The 24554-nt window shown below is 37.8% G+C and carries 19 protein-coding genes and 1 pseudogene; 6 read left to right on the top strand and 14 right to left on the bottom strand.

Going from position 1 to position 24554, the window contains the following annotated elements; all coding sequences use genetic code 11:
* Positions 1–157 precede the first annotated feature (157 nt).
* Positions 158–1411, top strand: coding sequence for a CCA tRNA nucleotidyltransferase (locus NPX98_RS04440; RefSeq protein WP_269022890.1), 1254 nt, complete (start codon positions 158–160; stop codon positions 1409–1411).
* A 541-nt stretch (positions 1412–1952) separates the two neighbouring features.
* Here the strand turns inward: NPX98_RS04440 and NPX98_RS04435 are convergent.
* On the bottom strand, positions 1953–2429 hold the full coding sequence (locus tag NPX98_RS04435) for a tRNA (cytidine(34)-2'-O)-methyltransferase (protein ID WP_269022978.1): 477 nt from the start codon (positions 2427–2429) through the stop codon (positions 1953–1955).
* Between the two features lie 825 nt (positions 2430–3254).
* Here NPX98_RS04435 and NPX98_RS04430 point away from each other — a divergent pair.
* The gene (locus NPX98_RS04430; protein ID WP_269022888.1) at positions 3255–3695 is read left to right on the top strand and encodes a PRC-barrel domain-containing protein; all 441 of its coding nucleotides are present in this window, start codon (positions 3255–3257) and stop codon (positions 3693–3695) included.
* A gap of 148 nt (positions 3696–3843) precedes the next feature.
* Here the strand turns inward: NPX98_RS04430 and ychF are convergent, their stop codons facing one another.
* Complete coding sequence (gene ychF / locus NPX98_RS04425) at positions 3844–4947, bottom strand: redox-regulated ATPase YchF (protein WP_269022886.1); 1104 nt, start codon at positions 4945–4947, stop codon at positions 3844–3846.
* Between the two features lie 306 nt (positions 4948–5253).
* Here ychF and NPX98_RS04420 point away from each other — a divergent pair.
* Positions 5254–5949: pseudogene (locus tag NPX98_RS04420) on the top strand (L,D-transpeptidase); the annotation flags it as partial.
* A 729-nt stretch (positions 5950–6678) separates the two neighbouring features.
* Here NPX98_RS04420 and pth read toward each other — a convergent pair.
* From pth to lgt, 7 genes are all read right to left on the bottom strand, one after another.
* Positions 6679–7257: an aminoacyl-tRNA hydrolase gene (pth, locus tag NPX98_RS04415; RefSeq protein WP_269022884.1), complete on the bottom strand. Its 579-nt coding sequence runs from the start codon at positions 7255–7257 to the stop codon at positions 6679–6681.
* 77 nt (positions 7258–7334) lie between these two features.
* On the bottom strand, positions 7335–7961 hold the full coding sequence (locus NPX98_RS04410) for a 50S ribosomal protein L25/general stress protein Ctc (RefSeq protein WP_269022882.1): 627 nt from the start codon (positions 7959–7961) through the stop codon (positions 7335–7337).
* Between the two features lie 583 nt (positions 7962–8544).
* Positions 8545–9477 carry a ribose-phosphate pyrophosphokinase gene (locus NPX98_RS04405; protein WP_269022880.1) on the bottom strand — a complete coding sequence of 311 codons (933 nt, stop codon included), beginning with the start codon at positions 9475–9477 and terminating at the stop codon, positions 8545–8547.
* 528 nt (positions 9478–10005) lie between these two features.
* Complete coding sequence (locus tag NPX98_RS04400; protein ID WP_269022879.1) at positions 10006–11970, bottom strand: YadA-like family protein; 1965 nt, start codon at positions 11968–11970, stop codon at positions 10006–10008.
* Between the two features lie 1123 nt (positions 11971–13093).
* Positions 13094–13885, bottom strand: coding sequence for a peptidoglycan editing factor PgeF (gene pgeF, locus NPX98_RS04395; RefSeq protein ID WP_269022878.1), 792 nt, complete (start codon positions 13883–13885; stop codon positions 13094–13096).
* A 57-nt stretch (positions 13886–13942) separates the two neighbouring features.
* Positions 13943–15043: a class I SAM-dependent methyltransferase gene (locus NPX98_RS04390; protein ID WP_269022877.1), complete on the bottom strand. Its 1101-nt coding sequence runs from the start codon at positions 15041–15043 to the stop codon at positions 13943–13945.
* Positions 15043–15900, bottom strand: a complete 858-nt coding sequence (lgt, locus tag NPX98_RS04385; protein WP_269022876.1) for a prolipoprotein diacylglyceryl transferase — start codon at positions 15898–15900, stop codon at positions 15043–15045. Before lgt ends, NPX98_RS04390 begins: the two co-directional genes overlap by 1 nt.
* 238 nt (positions 15901–16138) lie before the next feature.
* Here lgt and NPX98_RS04380 point away from each other — a divergent pair, with 238 nt between their 5' ends.
* Positions 16139–16378 (top strand): accessory factor UbiK family protein, encoded by a 240-nt coding sequence (locus NPX98_RS04380; protein WP_269022875.1) that lies wholly within the window; start codon positions 16139–16141, stop codon positions 16376–16378.
* A gap of 432 nt (positions 16379–16810) precedes the next feature.
* Positions 16811–17311, top strand: coding sequence for a YbjN domain-containing protein (locus NPX98_RS04375; RefSeq protein WP_269022976.1), 501 nt, complete (start codon positions 16811–16813; stop codon positions 17309–17311).
* A 56-nt stretch (positions 17312–17367) separates the two neighbouring features.
* Here the strand turns inward: NPX98_RS04375 and NPX98_RS04370 are convergent, their stop codons facing one another.
* Positions 17368–18711 carry an ATP-binding protein gene (locus tag NPX98_RS04370; protein ID WP_442864461.1) on the bottom strand — a complete coding sequence of 448 codons (1344 nt, stop codon included), beginning with the start codon at positions 18709–18711 and terminating at the stop codon, positions 17368–17370.
* Positions 18712–18715: 4 nt separating this feature from the next.
* On the bottom strand, positions 18716–19420 hold the full coding sequence (locus NPX98_RS04365; protein ID WP_269022873.1) for a response regulator: 705 nt from the start codon (positions 19418–19420) through the stop codon (positions 18716–18718).
* A gap of 149 nt (positions 19421–19569) precedes the next feature.
* Between NPX98_RS04365 and NPX98_RS04360 the strand changes: the two genes are divergently transcribed.
* Entirely contained in the window at positions 19570–20214 is a 645-nt protein-coding gene (locus NPX98_RS04360) for an MBL fold metallo-hydrolase (protein WP_269022871.1), read from the top strand.
* 43 nt (positions 20215–20257) lie between these two features.
* Here NPX98_RS04360 and NPX98_RS04355 read toward each other — a convergent pair whose 3' ends face one another.
* The 3 genes from NPX98_RS04355 to uvrB form a co-directional block, all read right to left on the bottom strand.
* Positions 20258–20869: a BA14K family protein gene (locus NPX98_RS04355; RefSeq protein WP_269022870.1), complete on the bottom strand. Its 612-nt coding sequence runs from the start codon at positions 20867–20869 to the stop codon at positions 20258–20260.
* Between the two features lie 184 nt (positions 20870–21053).
* Entirely contained in the window at positions 21054–21269 is a 216-nt protein-coding gene (locus NPX98_RS04350; protein ID WP_269022869.1) for a cold-shock protein, read from the bottom strand.
* 392 nt (positions 21270–21661) lie between these two features.
* Positions 21662–23962: an excinuclease ABC subunit UvrB gene (gene uvrB, locus NPX98_RS04345; RefSeq protein ID WP_269022867.1), complete on the bottom strand. Its 2301-nt coding sequence runs from the start codon at positions 23960–23962 to the stop codon at positions 21662–21664.
* Positions 23963–24554: the final 592 nt, after the last annotated feature.

Genomic DNA, 24554 nt, shown 5'->3' with positions numbered 1-24554 from the left:
ATTTGTAAACAAATAATGGAATGTACTTCATGAAAGAGAGATTGTGGCTTATAAAAGCAGCTTACAAAAAATATGTTACAAATATTATGTTATTGATTTTATGTTACAGAGCTTTTCGTGTGGGGGATCATAAGGGTTTGTTTGAAAGGTTAGTGGGGTGAGCATAACATATAATTTCAAACAGGTTGATTGGTTACAAAATAGTCATATCCAAAAACTTCTTCATATTTTGTCTTTGGATGGTCAAGAGGCGCGTATTGTTGGTGGGGCAGTGCGCAATCAGCTTTTGGGAAAGCCCATTAGTGATATTGATATTGCTACAACCTGTTTGCCACAACAAGTGATAAAGCGTGTAGAAAAAGCAGGATTTAAAGCTATCCCTACAGGTGTTGATTTTGGCACAGTGACTGTAGTTGTTGAGTCATGTTCTTATGAAGTCACAACGCTTCGTTCTGATATTGAAACAAATGGCCGACATGCAAAAGTTGCTTTTAGTCGCAATTGGAAAAAGGATGCTGAGCGACGGGATTTTACCATCAATGCACTTTATTGTGATGCAGCGGGGCAACTGTATGATGAAGTGGGTGGTTTGAATGATATTGAAAGTCGGACGGTTCGTTTTATCGGTGTTGCTGAAAAGCGTATTTGTGAGGATTATTTGCGTATTCTGCGTTTTTTTCGGTTTTATGCTTGGTATGGGGAAGGACGTCCTGATGTGCAAGGATTGAAAGCGTGTGTTTGTTTAAAACAGGGGCTTCAAAAACTTTCACCTGAACGTATTTGGGGAGAAATGAAAAAACTTCTTTCTGCCCCAGATCCAGCACGCGCTCTTTTATGGATGCGCCAAAGCGGCATTTTGACTTTTATTTTTCCTGAAACAGAAAAATGGGGCATTGATGCCATCCATTCACTTATGAAAACAGAACGCGACCTTGGTTGGAAAACGGATCCGTTACTGCGGTTAGAAAGTCTTCTTCCTCCCGATCCCATACGTCTTCATAATATGGCTCGTCGTTTGCGTTTATCGAATAAAGAAAAAATACGGTTAAAGGAATGGGCAGAATTGGAAATAATTAACCAAGACTGTTCAGATGCCTTTTTGAAAAAAATGATTTATTTTCACGGTCGACAGCCGATTTTAGATCAATTATCTTTGTCTTTGGCCGCTGCACGTGCTGGCGCTTTAAATGAAGAAGAGGATTTGCAAAAAGCAGGGCAGTATGCCAAGCTTTATCAGTTTGCTCAAAGATGGCAGATTCCGGTTTTTCCTGTGAGTGGAAAGGAATTGATGGAAAAAGGTCTCCCTAAAGGAATACTTTTAGGGCAAAAGCTTAAAGAATTGGAAACAATATGGATTGAAAGCGGATTTTTAATAGATCACAATGAGTTATTAGGAAAAATTGATCTATAATATGAACTTTTTGTTCACAATTCTTTGATCCTGATTCTGTTGAATAAAATTTATCTTTTTATCGATTCATAGTGTTATTTCTTTGTTGGAAGTGTGCTCTTATGTCTCTTTAACTGTTGGTTGTGTAGATGGTGTTATTCTGTTAACGATGTTGTTGATTCTAAGACAAAAAGAACGCTGAAATCATAGTTCAGATTCAATTTAGAATAGAAAGCATACTGAATAAGTTTCTTTTCGCTTTCAGCCAAGCTCTCGATTTATTGATGTTTTGTTGTGCAATAAGGGGAGAAATGATATAAAAAACTATCTTATATTATGTCTTAATGACAACCAATGTTTTGTCCTCTTTGTTTTTCTCTACTATGAAGACAGTTATAAAAAGTGCTATCCGTGTACTGCGATTCATAACGATGTTTGAAGAAAAAATGATGATTTTATAATTGTCAATCGTTGATCATATATAAAACTATTATGTTGATCGTAAAAGATCTGTGGATCATCAATAAAGTAAAATCTTTATGAAAAGTTGTGACTCTTTATCTTACAAGGCTTTTTCTATTTCACCATAACCAATTTGACGGAGAGCTTCTCCTGTTGTCATGGCAACGCTCATTGCAAGATTCAATGAGCGTGCGTGTCGTTGCATGGGAATTTTTAAGGTGTAGTCAACGGCTTCATAAACATAATCGGGAACGCCTGCTGATTCACGACCAAAAAGTAAAACATCGTTTTTATGATAGCACATATTAGTATAATATGTTTTTGCCTTTGTACTCAAAAGCAAAAGGCGACGATTAAAGCGTTTCATAGTGTCAATAAAATTATGCCAATCAAGGTGGCACTCTAATGAAGCACGTTCAAGATAATCCATACCGGCTCGTTTAAGGTTGCGATCTGAGAGATCAAAGCCTGCGGGTTTAATAATATGTACATGTAAGCCAAGACAAGCACTAAGGCGTAAAATCGTTCCAGTATTTCCAGCAATATCTGGTTGAAAAAGAGCAATATGAAGAGTCATAAGCCACATGATATGCACCTTATATTGGCTTGTAAAGTAACTATACGGCTCACACCAATATACTAAAAAGATTTTGTTTTTCCTCCTCCTAATTGCTATGATTTTTCGCAGATTAAAGCTTTTTCTATACGATATGAAGAGTAAGCAATGATTTTAGAAAAGGAAATTTTAAGTGTGCTGGAGCTGCAACAAACTATAGCTCTTTGTTAACAACGAAGAAGTAAAAATTACTCATAATATCGCTTATTTTCAGATGTGCCACTTGTATAGTGTGTGTGCGTTCTGTTAGAATTTCTGCATCAATATCTTTATCTTTAACGATAGAGTTCGTTAGCTTTTATTTTCCGCTTTTATCACAGATATACTGGCCAATTATAGCAGTGCTGGATAAGATTATATTATAATCTCTTTTAATTAGGGTATCAGAGGGTATCAAGAGGCGTTAGAGAATAAAAAAAGTGCCGATTGTCACTGGAATAACCTTTATCTTGCAAAGAATGCTTTGGCTATAGTGTTTTCTTTTGAGGGATAGTCTTGTTTTTAGGGTGATGAACACCAAATGGTTGTATCTTATACGCGCGATGTATCCGCTTTTTTATATGGTTTGTTGATCCATTCATGGCGATTCGTCAGAAGATTAATTGCCATGTTATCTTATTTAAATTATTTTTGTAGAGCTTATTTGTCTTAAAAAGACTGAAAATTTTAAAGAAAATAGAAAAATCGAAGAAAAAAAGCTGAGATGGTTGATCTTGAAAAGACACAAGGAACTAATCAGAGTGTGATGCATTGAGAGTTTGTAAAGTAAAAACGGAGATATTTAAAATGAAGAAAATTGCTTTCATCACTCTTATGTCAGTCATGATGGTTTCTGGTGCTTATGCTCAGTCTTTTACAGAGGCTTCTGAACCTGAAGTGGTTTTGTCAACAGGTATTGTGCAGATTAGTTCAGATATGTCCGTGCGTTATGTTACGCCTTCAGCTGCCGATTTTGTTGCTTCAAGTCTTATCGGTGCACGTGTGCATAATATAGAAGATGAAAATATCGGTGAAGTGAGAGATATCATTTTGAGTGAAAATAATATCAAAGGAATTGTTATTGGTGTTGGTGGTTTCCTAGGCATAGGAGAGCGTTATGTGGTTATTGCTCCAGAAGCAATCCAGATGACAAATGATTACGGTAAGTGGAAGCTTATTACGAATGTAACAAAGGATTCTTTGCAAGAAGCTCCAGAATTTAAATACGAAGGCCGTTGGGCACGTTAATTTTGTATTTCTTTGATGGATAAAACAGCTGCGAATGTGGCTGTTTTTGTTGCAGGGTTTCTCTTGAGGATTAGATGCAGTTGATATTAAAGATAAAGAGGCGTTTCTTGTGACTAACGAGATAATGGAATAACAAAAAAGAAGTGCATCAAGTATTGTGCTTAAACAACACGATGTCACCATCTTGTATGATATATTCCTTGCCTTCATCACGAGCTTTACCGGCTTCTTTTGCTCTGGTTTCGCCGCCTAAAGCAATGTAATCTTCATAGCTAATGGTTTGAGCACGAATAAAGCCGCGTTCAAAGTCTGAGTGAATAACGCCAGCTGCCTGAGGCGCTTTAGTACCACGGACAATTGTCCATGCTCTTGTTTCCTTAGGTCCACAAGTGAAGTAAGTAATTAAATCAAGCAAATGGTAGCCTGCTCGGATAAGCCGATCTAGGCTAGGTTCAACGAGCCCTAGAGCAGTTAGATATTCTCTTGCTTCTTCATCGGTGAGTTGAGCAACTTCAGATTCGATGGAAGCAGACACTATAATACTTTGTGCGTTCTGCTTTATCGACATTTTTTTAACTGCTTGGGTAAAATTATTGCCATGAGCAGCGTTATTTTCGTCTACATTGCAAACATAAAGTACAGGTTTTGAGGTTAAAAGATTCAATCCATCAAGAATACGGCGCTCATCTGAGGATATTTCTTTGAGCAATAACCTCACAGGATTTCCTTTCTGCAATAATTCTAGTGCTGCTTCCATCATAGGAAGAATTGTTTGCGCTTCCTTTTCTTTTCCTATCGCACGTTTACGGACTTGTATAATACGTCGTTCAAGACTTTCAAGGTCAGCGAGCATAAGCTCCATTTCAACAGTTGTTGCATCAGAAACAGGATCAATTCGCCCTTCTACATGCGTAATATCTTCATCTTGAAAACACCGTAAAACATGGATGATAGCATCAACTTCACGAATGTGTGCTAAAAATTTATTGCCTAAACCTTCACCTTTTGATGCACCGCGTACAAGTCCTGCAATATCAACAAAACTAATGCGTGTAGGAATTATTTCTTTTGAACCGGCGATAATAGCAATTTTTTCCATTCGTGGATCTGGTACAGCAACTTCACCCGTATTTGGCTCAATAGTACAGAAAGGATAATTGGCAGCTTGTGCTGCAGCTGTTTTTGTTAAAGCATTAAAAAGAGTTGATTTTCCGACATTCGGTAATCCAACAATACCGCATTTAAACCCCATAGACTCTCTCTCTGTTGGCTGTCATTTTTATATTCTGGCTCAGATAAAACTTTTTTCATGCTTCTATAGCATGTTTTGAGAAGAGTTCTAGCCTTCAGTTGTGTGTATGTGAAAAAGATATATGGATCAGTGGAAAAAGATATCAGGATAATTATTTGTTATTGTCATATATTCTTATAATCCCTTATTGTTATGTTTTTTGTGTGTCCATTTTAGTGTTCAGAAAGATAGCAACTTAACGTTAACAGTGTGCTAAGTTTTTTGTAGTATTGGGGATGCCACTATAATAAAATAATCGGAGAAAATATGAGAGGGTTGTCTCATCGTACTTTTTTAATTGCATCACCTTTAGTTGCAGCATCATTCGCTTTGGCTGGTTGTTCTATAAGTCCATCGGATGCGTCATTTACGTCTTTCGCTCCTGTCCAACAAGTTCCACGTATTTCACCGGAACTAGAGGCTTTATATGGACCTGTAACAAATGAGGCTTATTCATTACCTGCTGTTGATCTCACGACGATTGATCCAAAATTTTTACGTCAGCAAGTAGAATATGATACAGTTTATCCGCCTGGCACGCTGGTTGTGGATACTAAAGCACGGTTTCTTTATCTTGTGAGAGATAATGGTAAGGCTTTGCGTTATGGTATTGGTGTTGGCAAGGAAGGTTTGGAATTTGAAGGTGAAGGGGTTATACAATATAAACGCCATTGGCCACGTTGGGCACCTACTTTATCAATGATGGCTCGAGAGCCAGAACGTTACGGTCATTTGGGGCAAGGTATGCCACCGGGGCCTGAGAATCCTTTGGGCGCGCGGGCATTGTATCTTTTCAAAAATGGGAAAGACACTCTCTTTCGTATTCATGGTACATCTGAAGCATGGTCTATTGGTCACGCTATTTCAAGTGGGTGTATTCGCTTGCTCAATCAGGATGTTATTGATCTTTATGATCGAGTTCCTAATGGTTCACGCGTGGTTGTTTTGCAAGATGATGAGACGGATTTTGGCTCTCAATCATTAACAATGAAACATCAACCATCGACTACAGGCGACAAACAACATCCACCAATTAGCACTCAACCACCGCGCATCAATTCAAAGTCGTCGGTAGATAGTCATCAACCATCGACTACAGGCAAGCAACATCCACCAATTAGCACTCAACCACCGCGCATCAATTCAAAGTCGTCGGTAGATAGTCATCAATCGTCGACTACAGGTAAGCAACATCCACCAATTAGCACTCAACCACCGCACATCAATTCAAAGTCGTCGGTAGATAGTCATCAACCATCGACTACAGGCGGCAAACAACATCCACCAATTAGCACTCAACTACCGCACATCAATTCAAAGTCGTCGGTAGATAGTCGCCAATCATCGACTACAGGCAAGCAACATCCACACTCACGGAGTGTTGATTCAAAGCCTTTGGAAAGTAGTCGTCAATCGTTGACTATCCGCAAACAACCTCCAGACTCACTGAATGTTGATTCAAAGCCTTTGGAAAGTGGGCGTCAACCATCGAATGTTGGTAAGGATTCAACAACAATCGATCGTAGGCCGTCCGTTATTAATCCAGATGATTTATTTTAATTTTAAATAGTATAAGCTTGGACAGCTTTATCGAATAAACTTTTATGTTCTAAAAGAGAGAAGAGAGCGTATACAAAGATTATAAAAAAGGATATTGGTTTTTTAAATGCATTAGAGAGAGGCAGCTTGTTATCATAGGTTTTTACTTTTCATTGCTATTGAAACTTTGTTCATAAAGTGATTACTCTCTCCTTTTATTATGAGAAAGATATTTTTCGCAATCGCATCTAATAAAGTAGATAACCATCCTTGATCAGATTCTGTAAAATTTCCTAAAACATGCTTATGAACCAATTCTTTGGAACCGGGGTGTCCGATTCCTATCCGTATGCGGCAGTAGTTGTCACCACAATGGGTATTAACCGATTTTATGCCATTATGTCCGTTACTTCCTCCGCCTATTTTTATACGTACTTTTCCAGGTGGTAAATCAAGTTCATCGTAAATGACAATAAAATTGTTCAAGTCTAATTTATAAAATCGCAAGGCTTCGCCAAGAGCTTGACCGGATAAATTCATGAAAGTTTGAGGTTTAATAAGAAGGATTTTTTCGCCATGTATGGATCCATTGGAGATTTCAGCCTGAAATTTCTTTGACCATGGAGAAAAAGAAAAGCATTGGCGAATGGCATCAATGGCCATAAAACCAATATTATGACGGCTGTTTTTATAGTGTGAACCAGGATTGCCAAGACCAGCAATAAGAAACATATCTGCCTTTATAAGATGTGAGAAGCTAGCAAACTATTTAAGAAAAGGCGGAAAGTTGTTCCGCCTATTAAAATTTACTAGGCTTTTGCGTCATTTCCATTGTTATTTTGTTCTGATGTATTATCACTGGCACTCATGTTAGCAGGAGTTGCGATGGTTGCAATGGTAAAGTCTCGATCTTGAATAACTGGAATAACACCTTCTGGCAATTGCACCGATGAAATATGGATAGAATCACCAATAGAGTAACTAGAAAGATCAATCTCAATTGCTTCAGGGATAGCGTTCGCCGGTGCAGTACATTCAATTTCATGGCGAACAATATTTAAGACGCCTCCTCGTTTAATACCAGGGGCGATCTCTTCATTAACGAAGTGTACAGGAATATTCACATGCACGACTGATTTTGCTGAAACACGTAAGAAATCTACATGGATAGGAAAGTCACGAACCGGATCAAGTTGATAACTTTTGGGTAGAACTTGAATGTTTTGCTTGCCAATTTCAATAGTAGCAACAGTAGTTCGAAAACCACCAGCGTGAATTTTGTAGAAAATTTCTTTATAAGAAACTGCAATTGCCAAAGGGGGCTGTTGGTCACCATAGATGACAGCTGGAATAAGACCGTTACGGCGAAGTTCACGGGAGGACCCCTTACCAACCCGCTCGCGTATTTCGGCCTTAAGAGTATAATTTTTACTCATGATTAAGTCCTTTTTACATAGTTGGAGATCCATCAAAAACCAAGAATAGTTTTTGCATGAATATGAAGATATGCGCTACAGATTAGCGATTGCTCCATTCTGCGTTGCCTCCAAGGGTGTCTACACAGAAGCCTTTCTATAATTCAAACCCTTTAGAGATGCAAGCGTTGCGGAAAAAATCCTTATTTTCTAACACTCAGAGAGATGAAATTCTACAACTATGGTGCAAAAGTAGAGACATTAATATTAGCTTGATGTATTTAAAAATGAAGACATTATAAAGATTAAGATTGCTATAGGTGAGGTTTCAGAATGTAACATGTTACGGTGAATTTGTGTTGATCTTGAGGAATGATTGGCAACATGTTTTTTTGTGCAAATTTTGGTTCAGGGAAATCCATTCATCAGGTGTATTCTTTCACGTTTTTATGGACTTTATCTTTTAAATTATATGCACAGATTTTTAGTCTATTTTTAAGGTAGGGGCTTATTATTCTTCGAACTGATTTCCAATGGTAAGTGCGTTGTAGCCTTTCCCTGATTTCAATTGAAAAAGCTCTCTAAGAGATTCTAAGGAATAGGTTTAGTCAAACAAACTTGAGACAGATTGTTCGGCTGCTGTTCTTGCAATTGCTTCTCCGATTAAGTCACTAATTTCTAAAACGCGGATATTATGTGCTTGTTCAATTTCTGCTGTTGGCATAATGGAATCTGTAATGACCAATTCTTTCATTTGTGAGTTGGTAATGCGTTCGATAGCGTTTCCAGAAAGAACACCGTGGGTGATGTATGCCGTAACGCTATTTGCACCATGTTGAAGAAGAGCACTTGCTGCATTGCATAAGGTTCCTCCTGAATCAACAATATCATCTAGCAACAGGCAATCTTTTCCAGAGACGTTGCCAATAATGTTCATAACTTCTGATTCACCTGGACGTTCCCGACGTTTATCAACAATTGCGAGTAAACTATTTAAGCGCTTGGCCAAGGCGCGCGCACGAACCACTCCACCGACATCAGGAGACACAACAATAACATTCTCCAAAGAATAATACATCTTGACATCACGCGCAATAATAGGAACAGCGTAGAGATTATCAGCTGGAATATCGAAAAAGCCTTGAATTTGTCCTGCATGAAGATCTAATGTTAAAACACGATGAGCTCCAGCTTCTGTAATTAGGTTTGCCACAAGTTTTGCAGAAATAGGGGTACGAGGTCCTGGTTTACGGTCTTGGCGGGCGTAACCGAAATAAGGTATTACAGCTGTGATACGACGCGCTGAAGAGCGGCGCAGAGCATCAATCATGATGAGCAATTCCATCAAATGATCGTTGGCTGGATAGGATGAGGATTGCAGAACAAAGATATCTTCTCCCCGTACGTTTTCATGTAATTCTATGAAAATTTCTTGATCAGCGAAGCGCTTTACTGTCGCTTTGCCTAGGGGAATATTTAAATATTTTGCAACATTTTCAGCAAGGCGTGGATTAGAATTGCCGCAGAAAAGTTTCATGATAGATCCTCTAAATAATGACAACGAAATGTGACGTGATTTTTAACTTTTTACTTTCAGATTGCAAGGTAAGAATTATAAAGGTTTTATAATTTTATCTATTGTTGATAAGAGGGATTTAATTATAAAGCTTATGTGAGCCAAAAGCGCCTTAAAAAGGTGCATGTGATTTGTCGATTTCTTCCTTGAATATTTATTTTTCAGAGCAGGAGAAAAAATCATGTAGATTATTCATTACATTGCTTATCAGGCAGTAAGAGTAGGTTTATTTATATTATCCATCAATTTAGAGCATTTATGTTAGCCTATTTTACAATATTTGTAATTGTGCAATTGGCTACTATTTTTGTAAAGATAAGGGATACATTAAATATCATTTTATTGGTGTGGCTCGTTGGGTGCGGATAGCTTGAATGATCTACCATATAACCCAATATAGTAACTTGTTGTTAGAAAGGCTTTCGCCCTTGTTTTTAGGCAAGAGCGAATAAAAAGCTTATGAAATATTTTTATTATAATTATCATGCGTTAAAATGAAAAAGTCAGTCCTGCTCCGAACCCAAAGTTACCTCCTGCAGTCGTTGCGGACAGGTTGGAAAGTATCTTACCATTACTAGATGTAAAACCAGCACCTACCGCAAAAGCAGTTTGACTACGCCATAAACCTGCACCTACTGAAATACTTAGTGTTCCAGGTGTATCATTGTAACGTAAGTTAGCTACTGCTAAACCAACAGCTGCTGCTTGTTTTGCTTCATTGCTTGTTTCTTCCATTCTCTGAGTTAAACCTGCAATCTTCCCATCAAATTCTGAAATTTTCTGATCATAATCTTTAAATTTTTCACCGACGACCGTACTAACAGCAGTCTCAACGAGCTCTTTATTAGCCTCTAAAACGGCAGCATCGAGCTTTTCTTTAATCTGTTGATCTGTATAAGCATTTGCCTTTTGAGCAACATCATACAACTGAGAACCATTCACAGCTTCTTTCGAATCCGTTGTAATTGCACCATCGGCGATATTGTCAATGGTTACAGGCTGGCCTTCATCACCACCTATTAACTTAATTGTATTGGTTTTTTTACCTTCTTCATCCTTTTCATATGCAACAAATCCATCTACAATCTCTTGTGGAGTTTCACCGTTTTGTGCAGATGTATCAATTTGAGAGTTTATCTCCTGGATAGCGTTTGAATTTTTGTCAACTTGTTTTTTTACATCCGCAACACTGTTATCGAGTTTTATTTCTAGTGCTTTTAATTGCGCAACATTGACTGCATCTGTGTCATGAGTACCAGCTGAAAGCCCAATAATCTGTCGTGTAATATTTTTATCAGAATTACCAATACTGACGGCAGCTTTTGACGCAATCCATGCAATATCCTTATTATTCGACGGACTATGAAGTTGGGATAAAGGATCGTAGCCAGCAATACCCGATTGACGATTACCGAGAGAAAGATAACCTATAGCCACACCGGATGGAGAAGTGACCTCTGTAGAGGTGCCAAGAGCAGTTCCAAAATCGGTGTCTGTAATCGTCAAAGAACCAATAGCTACACTCCAAAACCCTGCGGATGCATTGTATCCCAAAGAAGTTCCTCTCTTTTGGGCTCTTGAATTGCTACCAATAGAAGTTGCGAATTCAGTCGCAGTTGTAGAAACCCCTACAGCAACACCATAAAAGTCCGCTTTCACTCGGTTACCTATAGCAATCGCTTGATTAGTGCTTTGTGTACTCTCACCAAGAGCAACTGAGCTTTGACCTGCAGTTGCATCTGTACCCACAGCAACAGACCACTGCTCTGCTTTTGCTGATGTGCCAATAGAAACAGAATCAGGTCCTGCTTTTGCTGCAACACCAAGAAGGGTGTGGTTTTTCTTAATTGATAGTATCATGCTACCTCGATTCCACATTTCGTTCGCAGGGTTAGGAATTGGTCGGCTAATGTTGAAATCATTTGACACATCATCAGATTTCCAGGTTTCGGAAATGTTGAGTGCGTTTTCATCCAATGTTCGCGAAGAGTGATTTGGTGCATAAGATCTACTATCAAGAGCATTAACAATGCCAAGAGAATTAACAATATCATCCATAAAGCCAAGAGAGCTGGTCGTATAATCAGACTGCCATTTTGTACTATCTGCTTCTTTTGAGGTTGCTGTTGAAGTTACCGTAATTTTATTCGACTGATCTTGGCTAGAAACTTGCTTCTCCGGATGAGATTCCTCCTTCTCAGGATGAGATTCCTCATCAACCAAAACAAGATTTTCATGACTTTTCTGTTGGTTGTTTTCATGATTTTCTTGTTGACCAACCTCATTAGAACCATTGGTCCTTTGAGCAGGTGTGCTTGTAAAAACGGGAGCAGCTGCAAAAACAGGAGAAATGCTCGATAAGAGTAAAGCTATTGCTGCAAAAGGTAACCGATAATAAGAAGAACGGTGACAATTTAAATCATTCTCTTTTTGTTTTATATATGATTTGTTCATAAATCCCCCAATGAAAATAAACACATATCAGTGCTAAATAATGCTTAACACCTCTAAAAAGTAAGGAAAACAACGTTGTGAAATCACCACTGCACATCAAAAAAGTGCGCAAAAATAGAAGAAAATTTTGCGACATTGATGCTGATAGTGGTATCTATTAAGTTCTTTAGGAAAAAAATTGATTTCAAAGAAAAGAAAACATTAACCTTGCTAAACAAAGTTTCAAAATATAAAACAAGGAAAATATTGCTCTTTCAAATTCTTAAAAAGATAGAAAATATTCCTTCTCTGATAACACTAAGAATAATATCTTGTTAAGTCTTTGAAAGTTATTAGAATCAAAAAAAATCCAGATCCTTCGATTAAAGATCTTTAAGAAAAAATAGACTAAATCTTCAAAAACACGTTTAATCCCCTCCACATTAGACATTTTTTAAAAAGTTTAAAACGTCTCCAAATAACTTATAAATTGTAAAAATAAAATATCAAGTATAAAAATAAATATTATTTCTTATTCAAGAAATAACATTATAAATTAACATAATAATGCATGTATTTATAACATTGTAAGGCATTCTTCTATAAAGATTTCAAATAAATATAAGTATCAACCAAATTATATTTGTTCATCAAATGAGTATTATAGTGGCAAGAGCCTAATGGCTGTTTGTTATAGCTTATAAAAAATCATCACTATACGCGCATATTCAAAGTATATGCTGTTTAACTGAAACTGAATAACAATATAAATTTATCGATGTTTTAGTATTATAAAGTTATTATCTACAAATGAGAATTCTAAGCCGCTATAATATGGCTCTTATCGGCAATACTTGTCAGAAAATAATGAATATACTGTTAGAAAATATTGAATATCTTCTCAACTGGAATAGGTAAATCACAATAGAGTGTGCTTCAAATTTTCATTTACTTTTTCTACAATGAATGCATTGCGCAATTTTTAAAAAAGCTATTTGCTTCTAAATAAGTTTTTATTATGCAATTTACTCCGCAAACGTTATTTTTTATCATAATTATAGATTGGCCATATCTTACTATAAAAATTGGTAGACTGGTATGAACTGATCTCTTTTAATATCATTGGATTGTCTCAGATAAAAACCTATTTTTCATTCTCCAGTATAAGAGCGGAAATCTGCCGTCCGTGATCAGGTTCATTGCGATGTGTTGCGCGGCGATAGGAAAAAAAACGCTGCTCATCTTTGTAAGTGCAAAGTTTTAGACAAGAAGCGCTGATACCTGCGGCTTGTAATTGATCTATAATAAAAGCCCATAAATTAAAATGAAAGTGGTTTGGTTTATCTATTTTTACAAAAAATTTTTGAAATGTGTTCTGACGATTAATAAATTGGTCATGGAATTCGTATGTCACTTCATAGTGGCAGGGGCCAATACAAGGCCCAAGTACTGCTATGATTGATTGCCGTTTTGCGCCTTGTTGTTCCATGGTTGAAATTGTTTTTTCCAAAATGCCGTTCAAGCTTCCACGCCAACCAGCATGTGCAGCGCCGATAACGCCTGCTTCTGGATCAGCAAAAAGTACTGGCCCGCAATCCGCTGTGAGGATGCCGATTGCTAAACCTTTTGTGGTTGTAACCAGAGCATCAGCTTGGGGACGTTTGCCTATGAAAGCGTGGTCAACTACCACAACTTCACTAGAGTGTACTTGATGGACTGTGACTAAATTCTCAACCTCAATATCAAAATACTGGGCAATTAACGTGCGGTTGTGCGCAATATGTTCAGGGTGATCATTGGAGCCTTGCCCAACATTAAGGCTTTGATAAAGGTCTTTTGAAATACCTCCCTGACGCGTAAAAAAACCATGTTTTATTCCGCATGAGTGTAAAGAAAAAAGATCTTGAGAAAGAATGGGGGCAAGAAAAGGATTCATAAAATTCCTATTATCATTGATTGCAAATGAGGCAGGTCCATAAAAGAGCAGTTCTTGTCAATTACTGTCATTTTCTGTCATTAAAAGTCGCGATAATGGTATTCTTTTGTCACTTACACAAAGAACTTTAAAAAGTTTACCCATTTGGTCTGAGTCGATTAGTCTTTTAACGTCTTGGCTAATTTTGTCTTGGATTGTAGAATTTTTGTTGGCACCAAGTTGTCCTGCACGTTCAAGAATGCCCATTTTTAACAGAAAATCTCCTTGTTCCATAGTTTCAGCAAAACAACCTTGTTGAAGGGCTATTGCTTTTAAGGAGAAAAAATTAACATGTGAAGTTAGATCATGCTCACCGGGAGCAGTGAAAATATTACTGAATCTATGTTTTGAGATAGCTTGCAATGTGTCTCCAAATGAAAAATTAGTAGCGCCATAATCAATAAGCAAAGCAGAACCTTGTGTTTGCATCAAATGGTTACTAATTTGTTGCATTAATTGATTCCGTAAAGGCGCATGTTCAAAAATTGTTCCATCAGGTATTCCAGCATTGCCAGCTGGTAAGTCAGAAAAAGAAAGCTTATACGGGGAAGCGATAAATGTGAAATCACCATTTTTATCAAGTGTAATACGGCGCTCTCTCCATGTTCCGTTAATGCTGACATATTGATGAATGGGTAGTGCATCAAATAGTTCATTAGCAATCAAGAGAAGAGGTTTTGAAGGGATTTGATCAAAGCTGTTAATACTATGGATTTGTTTTTGATAAGATGAAAGACGCTTTTTTTGTTCTACGGCAAGGTATTGGCTTATTTCAACAAGAAAGATTTCTGCGGCATTAAATGTTGTTATGCATAGTTTTTGAATGGTTCGTAAAACATCATCCATAAGAGTGCCCCGCCCCGGGCCTATTTCAGCTAAGATAAAAGGGGAGGGACAGCCTTGAGCTTTCCAGCTGGCGATAGCCCAGATACCAATCATCTCTCCAAATAATTGGCTTATTTCGGGCGCAGTGATGAAATCGCCGCTTCGCCCAAAGGGTGTTTGTGTTTGATAATAGCCAAATTGAGGATCTGTGAGTGCCAATGCCATATATTGACTGACAGTTATTGATCCATTGAGAGCAATAATGTCTTTAATTTTCTCTTTGAGGGTAGCCATTATTTTTTTAATTGATCTCTAAAGGCTTGTAAAAGTGCATAAAGACCCAAAAGAACCATGGGAAGAGATAAGGCCATGCCATAGGTAAGTCCAGTGGCGTTATAGAGAGCAGAAAACCACTCAGGATCCTCTTGGGGCAGTCGGAAAATTTCTGAGATACTGCGAGCTATCCCATAGCTTACAAGAAACAGTCCTGCTACGATACCGGGATGCTTTAATGCTTTGAAAGTAAAAATAACGATAGCCAATAGGCTAAAAATGAGAAAGCCTTCCATGAGTGCTTCGTAAAGTTGGCTTGGATGTCTTGGTAGATATTGTGGATCGCTTGGGAAGCAAACAGCCCAAGGAACATTGGTAACATTGCCCCATAATTCTTGGTTTATGAAATTGCACACGCGTACAATGCCAATGCCAACAGGGGCACCTGCGGCAATTGTATCAAACATTGTCCAAATATTGATGTTGTTTTTTCGGGCAAAGAAAATCATTGCGATGACGATACCAACAAGACCACCATGAAAAGCCATACCACCATTCCATACTGCGATAATATCATTCGGATGGTTAAAATAATAAGTGGGATCCCATATGATAACTTGTCCTAAGCGGCCACCAACAACGATGCCAATGGTGGCCCAGAGAACAAAATCCCCTATTTTATTTTTATTCATTGGAGGTTGGTTTGCGTGCCATAGAGATTTTTTCCCCAACAGTCTTTGTGCATACCACCAAGCGAAAAAAATACCTACAATATAGCCAAGACCATACCAATGCAATGCTATAGGTCCCAAATAAACAATGACCGGATCAAGAAAAGCAGGGAAAGCAATAGTAGGACACAAAGGGATGCTATTCATAGGAGTTATTTATGTTAATAAAGTTATTATAGATGGCTACAAAGCATGACAGAGAAGCATAAAATGGTCAAGTTTGAGAGGTGGCCATTATTCATGAAGCTTGGAAAAGGTCAAATAATATCTCTATTAGTTAAGGGAACAAATACAGTATCTATATGTTATGAAAGTGCGCTGTAACATGTCATAAAAGTGCGCTATAACGTGTGTAGTAGAAGTAATTAAAATGAAGGAAAATCTTATGCATAATGGATCAAACCGTCTTCTTGATGAATTAGCAAAATTAGCGACTGATGCGGTCGGTGTTGTACAAGGTATGCGACGTGAAGCTGGAACAGTCTTTCGTTCGCAAGCTGAAAAGGTAGCGAATAAACTTGATCTTGTTTCACGCGAAGAGTTTGAAGTGGTTAAGGAAATGATCCTTAAAGTACAGGCTGAAAATGCTGATTTGAAAAAACGTCTTGATGATTTAAAGAAATAAAGACACAAGAACATAAATCAGTAATAAGAAATTACAGTTTCAGAGTAAGAAATTACTCTCTTAGAAAAAATAATCCCCAGTTTTTCAGTTTTGTATATCAAAATAAAAAATGTTTAATTTTAAATATGTTATAGAATATTATTAATTTACTTTTTGTGATTTTTGTATAGAAAAACATTTTTTTTGTGTTAGGGGGGGCTGGCACTGTGAAATTGTATCAATACACTGGAAAGACTTGGTGATTCGTTTTGTTTTTATCAAGCTGATTATTGTGGGGAAGCATGATTTGTTTTGTTTCCATGTGTTGCGTTTTGTTCATGTTATAATGTGTATTTGTTTGATGTAGAGTCTTTGATTGTAGCAGGGTAGTGTTACAATTATGTGTGTTTATACTGTATTGATAATGTACTTATCTGTTGTTGAGGGTTCATGATGAGGCTTGCCTTTGGCACCATAGAAAGAGAAGAGCATCCGGTCGATTTTATCGAACAGATTGCTTATAAATACGATTGGGCTTTTGAGAGAAATGTAGAAGATGAAATTAGCGTTTGCATAAAAGGAAAACAGGCTAATTATAATCTTGCCTTTTCGTGGATGGAAGAACAGGAAGCTCTTCATTTGTCCTGCGCATTCGAGCTTTTTATTGAAAATTATCGAACTTCTGAAATGCATCGCTTATTGTTGGCAATTAATGAGAAATTGTTGCTCGGGCATTTTGATTATTGGCATAAGGACAATTCAGTTATTTATCGACAGGGCCTTCTTCTCGCTGGGGGGGTGCATCCGTCCCATATACAAGTTGAAGCATTATTGGCACATGCACTTAAAATTTGTGAAAGCTATTATGTTGCTTTTCAAATGGTGGCTTGGGCTGGTGAAAGTGCTTATAAGGCCTTGCAATATGCTTTATTTGAAACTGTGGGAAATGCCTAAATTGTTCAACAAATTTGTTTTATGATACTCTTTTACAAAGAATCTCTTTGGCCTACTTATAGGGGAATATCAATGATAGCGCGCAAGCCTCCTAAAGGGCTATCATCTAATTGGATATTGCCTCCGTGGCTGCGTGCTATGTCTTGAGCAATGGAAAGACCAAGACCTGTTCCACTGGCATCTTGGTTACGTGCTTCGTCAAGTCTAAAAAATGGCTTAAAGACTTCTGTGCGCATGTCTTTATGAATGCCGGGCCCATCATCATCAATGATAATGACGAAAGATTCTTGTTGGAATATGGCCGTAAGTTTGATTGTGTTTGCATAATAAAATGCATTTGATACAAGGTTGCTGACTAAACGGGTAAAAGCATGGGGACGTACTTGTATCTGTGTGGAGCCTTCAATGGTGTAGGAGAATTGACGTTGGTGAAGATGAGCACTATCAGAAAACTTTTGCATCAGAGCATTTAAATCAAAAGTTTGAATATTTTCACTACCCTCTCCACGTGCAAAAGCAAGATAGCCTTCTAATATGTTTTGCATGTCTCTGATGTCTTGTTCAAGCGGGTTAATATCAAAGTCGGTACTTGCTAAGGCAAGTTGAAGTTTAAAGCGTGTGAGAATAGTTCTTAAATCATGGCTGACGCCTGAAAGCATCATGGTGCGTTGTTCGATTTGGCGTTCAATACGTTCACGCATGCGTAGAAAAGCAATACCGGCACGGCGTACTTCATCAGCTCCTTGTGGTTGGAAGCCTTCTGGTAAAGGGCGTCCGCGTCCAAAACTTTCTGCAGCTTCAGCTAATTGTTGAATTGGTTTGATTTGGTTGCGTAAGAAGTAAATAGCAATCAGAAGTAAAACAAGAGCCGTTCCTACCATCCAGCTTAAAAAAATACCAGTGTTGGAGGCATAGGCTTGGCTGCGCATAGCAAAGACATGTAAGATACTGTGATCAAGGCGAATCCGGATTTCTACTAAGTTAGAATCACCTACTGTATCAATCCAGAAGGGGCGATTAATTTGACGGGTGATTTCTTCACTCAAAAAATAGTCAAGAATTGCAAAAAATGGTTTAGGTCCTGGAGGAGGAAGGGGGGAAGGTGGTAGAATAGAAATGTTTAACCCCATGCGTTGTTGAGCAATACGCTTGATATCTTCATAATTATTTTGTTGTGGATAGGTTTCAATTATATCAATAATAGCAGCAATATCATGGACAACAGTAGTTGAGAGCCTCTCAGTTACCATTTGCCAATGTCGTTCCATGAAGACGTAGCCAATTACCGTTTGCAATAATACCATGGGAGCGATAATAATAATCAAAGAGCGGTCATAAAGCCGTTTAGGCATTTGTCTCGTTAGCCATCGGGCAAATTGTTGTACAGGTTTGATTATCATGTGCTTATTCAAGTGATAGTCTATAACCGATTCCTCGTACGGTTTGGAGCCATATAGGGGATGCTGGATTTTTTTCGATTTTACGGCGTAGGCGATTGATCTGTACATCAATAGCGCGTTCACTGATGTTTCTGTCACCTGTTGCAAGTTTATGGCGCGGAATGATGTCGCCTGCATATTCAGCAAAAATAATCATCATTTCCTGTTCTTTATCTGTCAATTTAATGATTTCTCTTCCTTTTTTAAGTTCGCGCCGGGGAATTGAAAATATATAAGGACCAAAAACAATCTGTTCGATTTTAGGCTGGTTAGGTGAGACATGACGTCGTAAAATGGCGTTGATACGAAGTAAAAGTTCACGCGGATCAAAAGGCTTAGCAAGATAGTCATCTGCACCCGCTTCTAATCCGTGGATACGATTGTCTATTTCTGACAAAGCTGTTAGCATGAGAATGGGCACATCTTTTGTTTGGCGGAGTGAATAGGTGAAATCAATACCGTTTTCACCGGGCATCATTACATCAACAATAAGAAGGTCGAAGTCCAAGCCTGTAAGTTGTCGTTTCGCTTCATTAGCATTGGCAGAGACTGTAACACGAAATCCATTTTTAATGAGAAATTGAGATAAGAGGTTGCGAATACGGGTATCGTCATCAATTACAAGAAGATGGGGTGCATCATCACATAAAGACTGAACGTGATCGATCATTATTCAAACCCTTGACAAAAATTCAGTTTATATAAACTTAGTTTACATAAGTTGCATAAAACTGTCGAGCAGACAGTTTTCTACTTTAATAAGAGAATAAGAGCTGTTATCTATAAGTTTAAAGACATTAAACTTTTGAAAAGGATGTCATGGGCGATCTTAATGCGTATATTATTCCGGTTACACCTTTTCAACAAAATTGCACTTTGCTTTTTGATAATGAAAGCAAGAAAGGTGTTTTAGTTGATCCCGGTGGGGACTGGCCTCAGATCCAGAAAGCAATTCAAGAAGTAGGTATTACTGTTGAAACCATTTGGATAACACATGGTCATATTGATCATGTGGGCGCAGCAATGCAAGCTAAAGAGGCATTGAATATTAAAATTCTTGGATCACATCGTGATGATAAGCCGATAATGGACAATGTGAATGAAATGGCAAAAAGCTACAACCTACCTGATGTGCGTGTTTGCGTTCCTGATCAATGGTTGGAAGATGGCGATAGCGTTGAGTGTTCTGGACATGTGTTTAAAGTTTTTCATACACCGGGGCATGCACCTGGTCATGTGATTTATTTCAGCGAAAAAAAACGTTTTGCTTTATTGGGTGATGTACTTTTTCGTGGTTCTATTGGACGTACGGATTTTCCGTTATGTTCTCACGAACAATTGATGAAATCTATTAAGGAGAAAATTTTACCACTAGGCGATGATGTTGGCTTTATTTGTGGTCATGGTCCAGGAAGTCGAATAGGATATGAGCGCCAATATAATCCTTTTCTGCAAGGAATTTAATAATACATAAAACCCGTTTAAAGCGGGTTTTATGTTATTTTATTCATTGTGTTGGGGCATAACAGACATGGTCTAAACCATCATAGCCTCGATAAGTACCTGTGTGTGGATTAAACGAGCGGTATTTTTGTGTGCAATATTTAAGCCAGGAATCTCTTTGTGATTGAGTAATTCTTTGGGATTGGTAATCAGACTGATAAATCACTTGTTGTTGCGGGATTTGATAGACAACTTGTTGTTGTGGAACCTGATAGACAACTTTTGGTTTCTCAGATTGTTTTAAAGCATTGCTCAGAATTGTGCCTGCCGCAAAGCCGACTACGCCTGCTGCTAAAGTATCGCCCGCGTTATTTCGCACCGGAGGATGTTGATAGAAATGGCTGTGTGTGTTCGTATGATGATGCGTGTTCGTATGATGATGTGTGTTTGTATGCACGTGAGAATGGTGGCGTGTTTGGCTTGTTATATGAGAATGATGATGTGATGAAGGATCGTGTATATAACTCGGCATATAATGTGAATTACTATGAATGGAAGTGGCACTCATTCCTTTCCTAACTGTGTAGGAATCGTAAGCAAACGCCCTAGCGACTGGGGCTATAATAGTTGCACTTGATATCATTGTTAATACTGCTAGCTTGGTTAATTTTTCCATAGCAATACTCCTTGTTAAAATTAATTATTCACACTCTACACGTAGCAAGCTGAATATAGCCTGAACGGTTTTAGATTTTATTTTGATATAACGAATAAAAAAGCAATTTGGTTGATAAAAAAAGAAAAAACTGTCAAATAAATCGGGTTTTTAACCCGATTTTTGAAAGTGCTCTATGCTCGAATTAATCTATAACGCTAATATTTACAGCTTTAGAACCTTTACCACGGTGATCAGATTCTACATCAAATGACACTTTTTGTGCGTAATCTAATTCAGAAAGGCCTGAAGCCTGAACAGCAGAAATATGAACGAATACATCAGTGCTGCCATCATCGGGTTTAATAAAACCAAACCCCTTGTTTTTGTTAAAAAATTTTACTTTTCCCATTTGAACCATAGAATGTTTCCTTATTTTAGTACCTTTGCAACGATACATCAAAAAAACACGTTACCATTGTACGCGAGATGGTATATCTAGGTCTGATATCCGGAAAGCACACTTTTTATTGACTTTTTCTCGCGTGAAATGCTGTACTGCTTTCCGATGCTTGTAACGCACTCAGATGGAGAAAGATTGCTTGAAAATATAATATTTGACAAGCATTTCTTTATAAAGTCTGCACGATCAGGTTATTTTTTAGCTAAAAAGAAGCCGATAAGATTAAAAGCCATTGTATGCTTATTTGGGTATAGCAAGTCAGATATAAAGCAGTTTAGTGTCGTTGGTTATAATTTTATGGGGACAACAATGATATCATCCTGTTTGATTTAGTAAAAAGTTGGTCTGTGTTAGGGTTCATTGATGGATTGAGTGTTAGGGTTATTGGCAATAGCGAGTTCCATTTTTTGTAGCTGTTTTATTTCATCACGAAGCCGAGCTGCTTCTTCAAAGTTGAGATCTGTAGCCGCTTTCCGCATTACTTTTTCAAGATATTGAATATGGTTGGCTAAGTTGTTACCCATTTTATTGGTTCGCGCGATAAAATTAGAAATATTTTTATGAATATGATCGTTTTCGTCAACCGAATGGATAATATCGCCAATATTTTTTTTGATACTAGTCGGTGTGATGTGATTTTTTTCATTGTAGGTTATTTGTTTTTTTCGACGTCGCTCTGTCTCTTGCAAGGCTTGTTTTATGGAATCAGTCATTGTATCTGCATAAAGAATAACACGGCCATCCACATTACGAGCAGCGCGTCCGATTGTTTGAATAAGTGAAGTTTCTGAGCGTAAAAAGCCCTCTTTATCTGCATCTAGAATGGCAACAAAACTGCATTCTGGAATGTCTAAACCTTCTCGAAGCAGGTTGATGCCAATTAAAACATCAAAAGTACCAAGGCGCAGGTCGCGAATGATTTCAATACGTTCTAAGGTATCAATATCAGAATGCATATAGCGTACACGAATACCTTGTTCATGAAGATATTCAGTCAAATCTTCAGCCATACGTTTGGTCAAAACAGTTACTAATGTACGATAGCCTTTTTGGGATGTTTTGCGAATTTCATTCACAACATCATCAACCTGTGTGCATGCTGGGCGTACTTCTGTTGGTGGATCAATAAGCCCTGTTGGGCGAATGACCTGTTCTACAAAAACACCACATGATTGTTCTATTTCCCAGCGTCCTGGTGTTGCAGAAACGGCAATTGTTTGCGGACGCATGGCATCCCATTCTTCAAAGCGTAGGGGGCGATTGTCCATGCAAGAAGGTAAACGAAATCCATATTCTGCTAATGTAGCTTTTCGTCTAAAATCACCTCGATACATGCCTCTGATTTGGGGAATGGTTACATGGCTTTCATCGATAAAAACCAATGCATTGTTTGGAATATATTCAAACATGGTTGGAGGCGGTTCACCAGGTTTCCGGCCTGTTAGATAGCGCGAATAATTTTCAATTCCATGACATGAGCCGGTGGTTTCTAGCATTTCTAAATCAAATGTTGTGCGTTGTTCTAAACGTTGTGCTTCCAAAAAACGACCGGCTGCATTTAGCTCATCAAGGCGTTGAGATAATTCCATTTTAATTGATTTGATAGCTTGAGTTAATGTTGGCCGTGGTGTTACATAGTGCGAATTAGCATAAATTTTGACGGATTGTAGATCTCCTGTTTTTTGTCCTGTTAATGGATCAAATTCAGTAATCATTTCAATTTCATCACCAAATAATGAAATACGCCAAGCACGGTCTTCAAGGTGAGCTGGGAAAATTTCAATGGTATCGCCTCGAGCACGGAATGAGCCACGTGTGAAATTAATATCTTGTCGGCGATATTGTTGTAGAACTAAATCAGCCAATAATTTCCGTTGATTGAGTTTGTCACCTTTTTGTATTTGGAAAGTCATAGCGGTATAGGTTTCTACTGAACCAATTCCATAGATACAGGACACAGAGGCGATGATAATAACATCATCGCGTTCCAGTACTGCTCGTGTTGCAGCATGGCGCATGCGATCAATTTGTTCATTAGTAGAGGCTTCTTTTTCGATATAGGTATCAGAGCGTGCGACATAAGCTTCTGGTTGATAATAATCATAGTAAGAAACAAAATATTCGACAGCATTGTAAGGAAAGAAGCTTTTGAATTCTCCATAGAGTTGTGCAGCCAAAGTTTTATTTGGTGCTAGAATTAAGGCAGGACGTTGTGTTTTTTCAATAACTTTGGCCATTGTGTAGGTCTTGCCTGAGCCGGTTACGCCCAGAAGCATTTGAGTGTGTTCGTTCCTTTCAATCCCTTCAACCAAAGCTTTAATTGCTGCGGGTTGATCGCCTGCAGGCTCAAAGGGAGTATTTATTTGGAATAGAATACCACCTTCAGATTTTTCAGGATGAATGGGGCGATGAGGTGTCCATAATGCACCATTTTTAAAAAGGGGGGTCTCCGAAGAAATGAGTGCAGAAAGCTTTTCAACTGTTGCAGTGATACTCTTTGCCGTTGTTGCATTCTCTGAAATGTCAAGTTCTGCAGCGGAGTTAAGATGGGAAACAGAGCGTTTCTGAACAGTTAAAGTGCTATCTTTTGATGTTTTACAAGATGCTTGATTGTTTTGTTTCTGAGATTTTTTTGACTTTTTATGCGACATGATAGGAGCATTTTATATAGTCATTTTGATATGACAAGAAAAAGATGAAATGGTTTTTTATCTTATGCCTTTTTATAAAAGGTTTTTTTATGTTTTGAGTCTAGTAGTATTAAGTGACTATTCGTGCTTGTTATTATTTTGTATTCATGATGCATCATTGGTAGTGTGACTGTTTTTATAAAAAGTCATTTAAACGCTTAGGAAGATGAGTTTGACAGGCGCAGAACGAGCGGTAGTAAGTACGATAAGTGATTATCATAATATCAACTACTATATCATTGATCATACGGTGTGGACTGTGATTGAGAGCGTTTGGATATGTGTGATAAAGATCATTTTCATTTTTAAAATTGAGAGATGATGTCAAAATAATTAATTTTGCACCAGCCACCTCTGCAAATGTAGATGAATATCTGTTTGTCCTGAAAGAATTAATCTACAACATGCATGTTGTATCCTTGGTTTGGCTCTAAATTAGATTTTCTTGTTGCGATGGCTTTACTGCTTTGATTTCTATTATGGCTAATAGGGAGGAGCCAAATCAAAAAAATTAATCAATTTTTTCATTTTTTTGTTTTTATGTAACCTTTAT

Origin of the sequence: Bartonella sp. A05, from assembly GCF_026930145.1 — a bacterium.
Taxonomy (GTDB): Bacteria; Pseudomonadota; Alphaproteobacteria; order Rhizobiales; family Rhizobiaceae; genus Bartonella.
This window is presented reverse-complemented; position numbering and strand designations above follow the sequence as displayed.

What these genes read in the sequence shown, in the direction of transcription:
- NPX98_RS04360 (WP_269022871.1), top strand. Translation starts at nt 19,570, where the DNA reads ATGGGCGATCTTAATGCGTATATTATTCCGGTTACACCTTTTCAACAA.
- NPX98_RS04390 (WP_269022877.1), bottom strand. Translation starts at nt 15,043, where the DNA reads ATGGCTACCCTCAAAGAGAAAATTAAAGACATTATTGCTCTCAATGGA.
- NPX98_RS04410 (WP_269022882.1), bottom strand. Translation starts at nt 7,961, where the DNA reads ATGAGTAAAAATTATACTCTTAAGGCCGAAATACGCGAGCGGGTTGGT.
- uvrB (WP_269022867.1), bottom strand. Translation starts at nt 23,962, where the DNA reads ATGTCGCATAAAAAGTCAAAAAAATCTCAGAAACAAAACAATCAAGCA.
- ychF (WP_269022886.1), bottom strand. Translation starts at nt 4,947, where the DNA reads ATGGGGTTTAAATGCGGTATTGTTGGATTACCGAATGTCGGAAAATCA.
- NPX98_RS04405 (WP_269022880.1), bottom strand. Translation starts at nt 9,477, where the DNA reads ATGAAACTTTTCTGCGGCAATTCTAATCCACGCCTTGCTGAAAATGTT.
- NPX98_RS04365 (WP_269022873.1), bottom strand. Translation starts at nt 19,420, where the DNA reads ATGATCGATCACGTTCAGTCTTTATGTGATGATGCACCCCATCTTCTT.
- pgeF (WP_269022878.1), bottom strand. Translation starts at nt 13,885, where the DNA reads ATGAATCCTTTTCTTGCCCCCATTCTTTCTCAAGATCTTTTTTCTTTA.
- NPX98_RS04435 (WP_269022978.1), bottom strand. Translation starts at nt 2,429, where the DNA reads ATGACTCTTCATATTGCTCTTTTTCAACCAGATATTGCTGGAAATACT.
- NPX98_RS04355 (WP_269022870.1), bottom strand. Translation starts at nt 20,869, where the DNA reads ATGGAAAAATTAACCAAGCTAGCAGTATTAACAATGATATCAAGTGCA.
- NPX98_RS04350 (WP_269022869.1), bottom strand. Translation starts at nt 21,269, where the DNA reads ATGGTTCAAATGGGAAAAGTAAAATTTTTTAACAAAAACAAGGGGTTT.
- NPX98_RS04375 (WP_269022976.1), top strand. Translation starts at nt 16,811, where the DNA reads ATGAGGCTTGCCTTTGGCACCATAGAAAGAGAAGAGCATCCGGTCGAT.
- NPX98_RS04380 (WP_269022875.1), top strand. Translation starts at nt 16,139, where the DNA reads ATGCATAATGGATCAAACCGTCTTCTTGATGAATTAGCAAAATTAGCG.
- NPX98_RS04370 (WP_442864461.1), bottom strand. Translation starts at nt 18,711, where the DNA reads ATGATAATCAAACCTGTACAACAATTTGCCCGATGGCTAACGAGACAA.
- lgt (WP_269022876.1), bottom strand. Translation starts at nt 15,900, where the DNA reads ATGAATAGCATCCCTTTGTGTCCTACTATTGCTTTCCCTGCTTTTCTT.
- pth (WP_269022884.1), bottom strand. Translation starts at nt 7,257, where the DNA reads ATGTTTCTTATTGCTGGTCTTGGCAATCCTGGTTCACACTATAAAAAC.
- NPX98_RS04430 (WP_269022888.1), top strand. Translation starts at nt 3,255, where the DNA reads ATGAAGAAAATTGCTTTCATCACTCTTATGTCAGTCATGATGGTTTCT.
- NPX98_RS04400 (WP_269022879.1), bottom strand. Translation starts at nt 11,970, where the DNA reads ATGAACAAATCATATATAAAACAAAAAGAGAATGATTTAAATTGTCAC.